We start from the raw sequence: 8,751 nt of genomic DNA on the forward strand, positions 1-8,751 counted from the left end.
AAGCTTGGTGAGTTTTTCAAAGTTTCACCTTCTGTATTCTTTCCAGCTAATCCATCACCAAAAGACTTTTTGGAAGTAGCTTAAATTTAATGATGTCAACTCAACTATTTGAACAAATAATTCAGAGCAAGAGAAGCGCTTCAAAGGTCAAGAGACTTAAAGCGTTCCAGAAGAGCTATGGGAGTTGATGGCATTCGCCAATTTGTCAAAAATGTTGATGGAGACTGGTTAAATAATTGGATTGATACAGCACAGTCAGAAAATATGGCAGCGAATTTGATATTCCAGTACACGTAGGGCAAGGAGTATCTGAAATTTTACTTGGTCGCCAGTGGCTAGAAACTAGGCGTTTAGTAGTCGATATGGCTTTGTCCGTCTTGACGCTAGGTTCATAAACTTAAACGCTATGAATCGCGTCTCTACGTATTTCTGTGGTAAAAATCATATTACTGCACAGGCAAGATGCCTGTGCTACATATAACGCTCAGAATATTTACTGTATATGGTTGAGGGAACCTTAATTGAATGATACCTTCAAAGTTGAGTGTGAGAAGCAACAACTAGGGGTTATATGAAGCATAGACATAGATTTATGGATAACGGCAGGGTCAAAGCTGTCTCTCTGTTATCACTTATTTTGACGTTAGTTTCCAACATACTGGCGCCCGGAACAAGTGGAACAACTATTGCGGCGCCGTCTCGCAATCCAGATAGAACGGTGAACTGTGATATTTTGGTTGCAGGTGGGGGACTTTCGGGAGCAGCAACTGCATATGAGGGGTTGCTATTGGGAAAAACGGTGTGCTTGACGGAAATGACCGACTGGTTGGGAGGTCAAATTTCTTCGCAGGGTACATCAGCACTCGATGAACGTCCTACCCAACGAGCCAAACAATTTTACTCGCGCGGTTATTTAGATTTACGTAATCGTATTGAAAAACGTTACAAAGGAGACTTAAACCCTGGTGACTGCTGGGTTAGTGATTCGTGTTTTTTACCCAAAGACGGACACGAACTACTAACGGCAATGCTCAAAGATGCAGCATCGCGCGGTAGAGGTAAGCTGGAATGGTTTCCTTCGACGGTTGTCAAAGAACTTGAAAAAAGTGCGGATGGCAAAATTATTGATAGTGTTTATGCTATTCAACACCAACCTGTAAAAGGCACCCCACCTATAAATACATTACGACTATCGCAAGTAGTCGAAGATGCATATAGGTACGAAAACTCGACGAACTTTACTAAAACGATTATTCGCTTCAACCCTAAACAAACCAAAATAGCTAATAACGCTCCCAAATGGTACGTTGTAGACACTACCGAAACTGGAGAACTAATTGGTCTTGCTGATGTTCCTTACCGTTTAGGTATTGACCCTTTATCATACTTAGAACCCTCTTCTTCAAGTACCACCAACGACCCATACTGTACCCAAGGGTTTACTTATACCTTTGCAATGGAGTCTACAAAAGACGCACAACCGCAAACCAAACCCACCAACTACGAGCAATACTCACCATACTTCAGCTACGAACTGAAGCGACTAGCTGATTTTGACTTAGTATTTACATATCGTCGTATTTGGAGTCCCGGAGAAGGAAAGGAAAAAACTTTCGGTGGCGTTAAGTTTACAACTCCTACACCAGGTGATATTTCGATGCAAAACTGGACTTGGGGTAACGACTACCGTCCAGGTACTGCACAAGATAATTTAATTTATACCCGTCAACAGTTACAAGCTGCTGGACAATTAAACCCAGGTGGTTGGATGGGTGGACTGCGAACTGAGGCATTGAGTAAAGCTGAAGAAAAGGCTTTTTCTTACTATTACTGGTTAGTTGCAGGTACTACTGACTCTCAACTCGGTAATGGTGTTAAAGTACCAGTACCAAACAACCGCTTTCTATCAGGTTTTAATTCACCAATGGCAACCGCACACGGGTTATCAAAATACCCTTACATGCGCGAAGGTCGTCGAATTATTGGGCGCCCTTCTTGGGGACAACCCGAAGGTTTTACAATTGCGGAAATAGATATATCACGACGTGACTACAATGACGAATACTATCGCAAAACACTACCTGCTGATATGTACAGGAGGTTACGCGCGGCACTTGCTGGCTTAGAAGCAGCATCAGTATTATCTGGACAAATTGATCCAAATAAAGCCTTACGGCGAACTCGTTCCACAATTTTCCCTGACTCTGTGGGTATTGGACATTACGCCATCGACTTTCATCCATGTATGGAAAAAAGTCCTCCAGAAGCTCCGGGCAACCGCGAACGTGCCGGAGAAAGACGCGGCGCCGGACAAGCATATCCGTTCCAAATTGCACTGCGGGCAATGATACCTCAAAAAATCGATAACTTAATAGTCGGTGGTAAAAGTATTGCAACCAGCCATATCGCCGCCGCCGCATATCGAGTACACTCATTTGAATGGTCGGCAGGCGCCGCAGCAGGTACAGTTGCAGCATTTTCCTTAAAAAACGGAATCGCACCATATCAACTGGTTCAAGACTTACCGAGACAAGAACCAAAATTACAAGAACTGCAACAGATGTTAAAGCAAAACGGCAACCCCACCGCTTTCCCTGACACGTCTATATTTAACCAAAACTGGCAAGACTGGAAGTAACTTCTTGTGGAACGGGCATCCTTGCCCGTCCTAATTATATTAAACCAATTAAAAATGGCAGGCGGGACGCCTACCCTACGGGAATGAACTAAACTAGTTATTTGTAGTTATAAAATTGGAAAACGCCAACAGGCAGAATAAATGCTTATGGTAACAAGACGACGAGCAGCGGTTTACGGCATGGCGACTGCACCTACTGTAACTCCTGAACGGTCTGGTCAAGTTGTTAGCAAACCTTACCCAAACTATAAAGTTATTGTTTTAAACGATGACTTTAACACCTTTCAGCACGTGGCTGAATGTTTAATGAAATATATTCCTGGTATGACTGGTGATCTTGCTTGGGACCTCACAAACCAAGTACATTACGAAGGTCTTGCCACAGTTTGGATCGGCCCCCAAGAACAAGCAGAACTATATCACCAGCAATTACGTCGTGCTGGTTTAACAATGGCACCTTTAGAAGCAGCTTAATAAAACAATGGAAAAATCCTCCCCTGGCAGATTAGTCTGGAACCACTCTACCCATATACCGGGACTCATACCGATACTCGAACGTCTGTGCAAACAAGACGGCATTATAACTATCACTCCGGGTGTCATTGGACGCGCCAGAGGTAACAGTCCTAGTCTGCAAATACGTATCTCAGTTCCGATACGGGGAGGTTTTAAAACCATTGCCCGTCATGGAAAAACCGTACAGGAAGTGTTTATATTAACCGAGCTAGATAAAGAACAGTTAGAGAACGCAATTGCTGTAGCAATACGAAGGTAAGTTATTCTTCTACTTCGTGAACTGCAAATTTGTGTAGCGGTAAACTAACAATACACGAAAATGTTAAGAAATATGACAACGCTGTTGTAATTTTCAATGTTGTAGTTACATTTTCCCAATCAGGAAGCACAAGCTTTTGAATACCGAATGCAATGCAGTATACTAGCCAGTAAGTAAAGCTCATTCTAAACAAAATTCGTTCAGTTTCTGCTGCTTCGTTCTCTTCTGGCTTGACATTCCACAGTAGCGCTAACCCAGCTACACAAGCGATAAATGATAGCGCAACTACAAATTCATGGCAAAGTAAATTTGATAAACACATTTTTACATATCCCAATTATTCTGATTTTTTATCAGTCTATAGGATGATACTTTCATCTGACAAAAAATAGTTACAAACTGCAATATTTAGTTAAATAACTATATACATCATTTAACAGGCTCCATAAAAAATAATTAAGTCTTAGTCAAGTGTATCAGAAACATATTTACATTAGTTAATAAGCTGGCAACTGTATGACCGATATTCCTCAACCTGGACAAAATGCTCCCTTATTCTCGGCACCAAATCAAAATGGCGAAACCGTAAGTCTCAGTGACTTTGAGGGTAAATGGCTGGTAATATATTTTTATCCCAAGGACGACACACCTGGTTGCACTACCGAAGCCAAAGATTTTAGTGCTTACGTTGACGACTTTAACAAGTTAGGAGCATCGATAATCGGTGTTAGTACCGACTCACAAAAGTCTCACTGTAAGTTCATCGATAAGCATAGTTTAACTATTACGCTACTAAGTGACCCAGAACATCAAGTTGCTGACGCTTTTGGTGTCTGGCGCCTAAAAAAGTTTATGGGTAAAGAATATATGGGTATCGAGCGCTCTACTTTCCTAGTTTCCCCCGACCAGAAAATTGCTTATACTTGGACAAAAGTCAAAACTAAAGACCATGCACAAGCAGTTTTAAAGCAATTGCAGGTTTTCGTTGATGTTTGATGCAAAAATCAATCGAAGTTCGCAACCCCAGAACGGGTAAATATGACTACGTAATTATACCTCCTCCACAAAAACTTTTGGCACAACAGTGTCAGCGAATGCGGAGGACACAACTACGCTGGTTTGCTCTTGGAATAGAAGGTCGAATTGAAGCTTTACAAAGCTGGAAACAATATATTATTAAAGCGCGCGACAAGTTAATCGATGCTTTGATTATTGACACTGGACGATTATCAATGTCAGTGTTTGAGGTTGACTCGTTAATTGCTAGTATTGACCGCTGGTGTATGAAGGCGCCAAAATTATTGCGTGCGAACGAGTATGATACTTCGGTAAGCTATATCAAGCTACAACAAACCGCAGAACCTTACCCTTTAGTCGGAGTTATTAGTCCTTGGAGTTTTCCACTGCTACTTTCTTGTGTTGATACTATTCCCGCATTACTTGCTGGATGTGCAGTTGTAGTAAAACCTAGTGAAATCACGCCTCGATTCATGGCGCCGCTTATCGCTACACTCAATAATGTTCCGCAACTGCGCGATGTCCTCAGTTTTGTTGAAGGTGGTGCAGAAACCGGAGCTTTTTTGCTTGAATGCATTGATGTAGTATGTTTTACAGGTAATATAGAAACTGGACGAAGCGTTTTTGAAGCAGCAGCAGAACAATTTATCCCAGCTTATTTAGAATTAGGTGGCAAAGACCCAGCGATTGTTTTGGAATCAGCTGATTTAGACTTAGCAACATCCGCGATATTATGGGGTGCGGTTGTTAACAGCGGACAATCATGTAACTGTATAGAACGGATTTATGTAGCATCTTCTATCTTTGAAAAGTTCTACCATCAACTTATAACAAAAGCCCATCGTCTCCAATTTGCACATCCAACAACTGAGAATGGCGAACTTGGGCCAATCATTGCCGAGAAACAAGCTATAATTATCTCCGAACATTTACAAGAAGCGAAAGAGGCGGGAGCAGTAGTTCATTGTGGTGGAATTGAAAACATCAATGGTGGATGGTGGTGTCGTCCAACAGTTATAACTCAAGTTGACCACTCGATGAGAATAATGACTGAAGAAACTTTTGGACCAATAATGCCTGTAATGGCGTTTGAAAGTGTATCCGAGGCGATAAACTTAGCAAACGATTCTATCTATGGTAACGGCGCCGCAGTATTTGCAGAAGAAGAGGAAGCTTCTTCTGTCGCTCCGTATATACATACCAGCACAGTTAGTATTAACGATGCGAGTCTTGCCCTTGCTATCCCCGAAGGAGAAACAAATGCATTTAAATTTTCAGGTATAGGAGAAAAGCGTTACGGCGCCGCTGGTTTAACCAGGTTCCTATGCAAAAAAAACCTATTCATCAAAACCAAACCTATCCACAACCCCTGGTGGTTTAATAACCCGTAGGTTAGGCGTCTCGCCTGACCTACCACAGCTGCACAGGCGATGCAGGCCTATGCTACAACCTTAATAACCTTATTTGTTATGAGTAAATCAGATAAAGTGAATTTTTCTACTCCTAGTGGTTTCCCTGAATTTCTGCCGACTGAAAAACGGTTAGAAGTATATTTGCTTGATATAATTCGTCGAGTATATGAAAGCTACGGTTTTACACCAATTGAAACACCTGCTGTAGAGCGGTTAGAAGTATTACAAGCCAAAGGCAATCAAGGCGATAACATCATATATGGTATTTCCCCAATATTACCTCCCAATCGTCAAGAAGAAAAAGACAAAGCAGAAAAAGGAAGCGAAACAGGTTCAGAAGCGCGCGCTTTGAAGTTTGACCAAACTGTTCCTTTAGCTGCATACATCGCGCGTCACCTTAATGACTTAACTTTTCCTTTCGCGCGCTATCAAATGGATATAGTGTTTCGTGGTGAACGTGCGAAAGATGGACGGTTTCGCTCGTTTCGTCAATGCGATATCGATGTTGTTGGGCGCCGGGAATTGAGTTTGCTGTATGATGCACAAATGCCTGCGATTATTACAGAGATATTTGAGGCAATTAATATTGGTGATTTTTTGATTCGTATTAATAACCGTAAAATACTTACAGGGTTTTTCCAGTCGGTTGGAGTTGAAGCTAGTAAAATTAAAGCTTGTATCGGTATTATTGATAACTTGGAGAAAATTGGCGAAGCGAAAGTAAAACAAGAGTTAGAGAAAGAAGGTATTGCCACTGAAGGTATTGATAAAATTATCGAATTTATTAATATTAAAGGTGATGTAACAGAAATGCTTGATAAATTAAAGCATCTAAGTGAATCAATGCCTGAAGCTGAACAATTGAAATTAGGTGTTACCGAGCTTGATACAGTTATTACTGGAGTACGTAATTTAAGTGTAGCTGACACTAGGTACTGTATAGATTTATCGATAGCGCGCGGATTAGATTACTATACAGGAACAGTTTATGAAACTAGTTTAATTGGACATGAAGCGCTAGGAAGTATTTGTTCAGGTGGTAGATACGAAGAGTTAGTAGGAGTATTTTTAGGTGAGAAAATGCCCGGTGTTGGTATTTCAATTGGTTTAACTCGCTTAATAAGTCGTTTACTTAAAGCTGGTATTCTTTCACCGTTACCTGCTACACCTGCTCAAGTTATGGTAGTCAACATGCAGGATGATTTAATCCCTGTATATTTAGATGTGTCACAGAAACTACGTAAAGCAGGATTGAATGTTATTACAAGTTTTGAACAGCAAAAGTTGGGTAAACAGTTTCAGCTAGCTGAAAAGCAGGGTATTCAATTTTGTGTGATTATTGGTTCTCTTGAAGCGCAACAGCAAAAAGCTGCTTTGAAGAATTTGAAAACGCGCGCGCAAGTTGATGTTCCAATTAATGATTTGGCTAGTGAAATTCAAAAACAACTATGATATCAATATTAAGTAAACTTTTATGAATAATTCTTAAGCATATCACATCTGGATTTATCTATGGGTTTCATTGCCTCCATCCTATGTTTACCTGGCTTTGAGCTAATTTATAGCAGAATTATTGCTTTACAAAGTAAACATTCTTGAAGCAGTTGACTCAGGATTTTAACGTTACTTAGTAAAGATTTGTTAAGATGTCAAAAATAAACTTGCCTAAAATCCATAAGGTATCGGCCAAATGGGTCATTCACTGCGGTAGTCTAGATTCAGTAAATTGTCTCCTGATTTGATAAACTGCTATATGACATCAGTTGTGTCCAGTGCCCAACGTACTATTCGCATTGGCTCTCGTAAAAGCCAACTTGCGCTTGTACAAACGTATTGGGTTCAAGAACAGCTCCAAAAGAGCTTTCCAGAAATAAAGTTTGAAGTCCACACAATGGCTACTCAAGGAGACAAAATCCTAGACGTGGCTTTAGCAAAGATTGGTGATAAGGGACTGTTTACGAAAGAACTCGAACTGGGGATGATAAATCAGGAGATTGACTTCGCGGTTCATTCGCTCAAAGATTTGCCAACTCGCTTACCCGATGGTTTGGCACTTGCTGCAATTACCGAGCGTGAAAATCCTGCTGATGCTCTCGTTGTTCACGAAAAATTTAAAGACAAACAGATTGATACATTGCCTCCTGGCGCCATCGTTGGTTCCTCTTCGTTGCGACGGTTAGCACAACTGCGTCATCATTTCCCGCATTTAGAGTTTAAGGACGTGCGGGGTAATTTAAACACTCGTTTAGCAAAATTAGATGCAGGTGAGTACGATGCGCTGATTTTAGCTGTAGCAGGGTTAGAGCGGTTAGGGATGGGTGAGCGTGTACATCAAGTTTTGCCCAAGGAAATATCACTTCATGCAGTTGGTCAAGGTGCATTAGGTATTGAGTGTCGAGCCGAAGATACTGAGTTAATCTCAATACTCAAAGCAATTGAACATCCTCAAACAAGAGACCGTTGTCTTGCCGAACGTGCATTTCTGCGTGATTTAGAAGGTGGTTGTCAAGTACCTATTGGTGTAAATACTGAAATTTCTGGTGATACACTTAGCTTGTCAGGAATTGTCGCCAGTGTTGATGGTCAAAGGTTTGTAAAAGATAGCGTTTCCGGTGCTGCTAGTGATGCCGAAAAATTAGGAACACAATTGGCAGACCTTTTACGTACTCAAGGCGCCCAACCCATTCTCGAAGAAATCTTCCAAACCGTTCAACGAGGCTCATAATCAGTGCTGAGTAGAAAGTGCTGAGTGCTAAGTAGAGTTAGGAGTTAGGAGTTAGGAGTTAGGAGTTAGGAGTTAAGGTAAAAAATGAAAACGACTCACCTAGCACTTAAAACTTTTTACTCACTCAGCACTCAGCACTCAGCACTCAGCACTCAGCACTCAGCACTCAGCACTCAGCACTCAG

Annotated in this window: 8 protein-coding genes; 7 read left to right on the plus strand and 1 reads right to left on the minus strand. The window is 41.2% G+C overall.

Annotated features, from left to right (window positions below):
• Positions 1-571: 571 nt before the first annotated feature.
• The 3 genes from AC2JBO_RS40100 (at position 572) to AC2JBO_RS40110 (ending at position 3,413) form a co-directional block, all read left to right on the plus strand.
• On the plus strand, positions 572-2,638 hold the full coding sequence (locus AC2JBO_RS40100; protein ID WP_496959207.1) for an FAD-dependent oxidoreductase: 2,067 nt from the start codon (positions 572-574) through the stop codon (positions 2,636-2,638).
• Positions 2,639-2,785: 147 nt separating this feature from the next.
• The gene (clpS, locus tag AC2JBO_RS40105) at positions 2,786-3,112 is read left to right on the plus strand and encodes an ATP-dependent Clp protease adapter ClpS (protein ID WP_496959208.1); all 327 of its coding nucleotides are present in this window, start codon (positions 2,786-2,788) and stop codon (positions 3,110-3,112) included.
• A gap of 7 nt (positions 3,113-3,119) precedes the next feature.
• Positions 3,120-3,413 carry a DUF2103 domain-containing protein gene (locus AC2JBO_RS40110; protein ID WP_496959209.1) on the plus strand — a complete coding sequence of 98 codons (294 nt, stop codon included), beginning with the start codon at positions 3,120-3,122 and terminating at the stop codon, positions 3,411-3,413.
• Between the two features lies 1 nt (position 3,414).
• Here AC2JBO_RS40110 and AC2JBO_RS40115 read toward each other — a convergent pair whose 3' ends face one another.
• On the minus strand, positions 3,415-3,735 hold the full coding sequence (locus AC2JBO_RS40115) for a hypothetical protein (RefSeq protein WP_496959210.1): 321 nt from the start codon (positions 3,733-3,735) through the stop codon (positions 3,415-3,417).
• 194 nt (positions 3,736-3,929) lie between these two features.
• On the opposite strand from AC2JBO_RS40115, the gene bcp reads away from it, so the two are divergent.
• The 4 genes from bcp (at position 3,930) to hemC (ending at position 8,567) form a co-directional block, all read left to right on the plus strand.
• Positions 3,930-4,409: a thioredoxin-dependent thiol peroxidase gene (gene bcp, locus AC2JBO_RS40120; RefSeq protein ID WP_496959211.1), complete on the plus strand. Its 480-nt coding sequence runs from the start codon at positions 3,930-3,932 to the stop codon at positions 4,407-4,409.
• A complete protein-coding gene (locus tag AC2JBO_RS40125; protein ID WP_496959212.1) occupies positions 4,409-5,821 on the plus strand; it encodes an aldehyde dehydrogenase family protein in 1,413 nt (470 codons plus the stop codon). Before bcp ends, AC2JBO_RS40125 begins: the two co-directional genes overlap by 1 nt.
• A gap of 78 nt (positions 5,822-5,899) precedes the next feature.
• Positions 5,900-7,294 (plus strand): histidine--tRNA ligase, encoded by a 1,395-nt coding sequence (gene hisS, locus AC2JBO_RS40130; RefSeq protein WP_496959213.1) that lies wholly within the window; start codon positions 5,900-5,902, stop codon positions 7,292-7,294.
• Between the two features lie 301 nt (positions 7,295-7,595).
• Complete coding sequence (hemC, locus tag AC2JBO_RS40135; protein ID WP_496959214.1) at positions 7,596-8,567, plus strand: hydroxymethylbilane synthase; 972 nt, start codon at positions 7,596-7,598, stop codon at positions 8,565-8,567.
• Positions 8,568-8,751: the final 184 nt, after the last annotated feature.

The organism is Calothrix sp. CBUCES-K 9914 (assembly GCF_059640475.1).

Bases quoted from the DNA above. Each gene is read 5' to 3' on its own strand.
- AC2JBO_RS40100 (WP_496959207.1), top strand. From the start codon at position 572: ATGAAGCATAGACATAGATTTATGGATAACGGCAGGGTCAAAGCTGTC.
- clpS (WP_496959208.1), top strand. From the start codon at position 2,786: ATGGTAACAAGACGACGAGCAGCGGTTTACGGCATGGCGACTGCACCT.
- AC2JBO_RS40110 (WP_496959209.1), top strand. From the start codon at position 3,120: ATGGAAAAATCCTCCCCTGGCAGATTAGTCTGGAACCACTCTACCCAT.
- AC2JBO_RS40115 (WP_496959210.1), bottom strand. From the start codon at position 3,735: ATGTGTTTATCAAATTTACTTTGCCATGAATTTGTAGTTGCGCTATCA.
- bcp (WP_496959211.1), top strand. From the start codon at position 3,930: ATGACCGATATTCCTCAACCTGGACAAAATGCTCCCTTATTCTCGGCA.
- AC2JBO_RS40125 (WP_496959212.1), top strand. From the start codon at position 4,409: ATGCAAAAATCAATCGAAGTTCGCAACCCCAGAACGGGTAAATATGAC.
- hisS (WP_496959213.1), top strand. From the start codon at position 5,900: ATGAGTAAATCAGATAAAGTGAATTTTTCTACTCCTAGTGGTTTCCCT.
- hemC (WP_496959214.1), top strand. From the start codon at position 7,596: ATGACATCAGTTGTGTCCAGTGCCCAACGTACTATTCGCATTGGCTCT.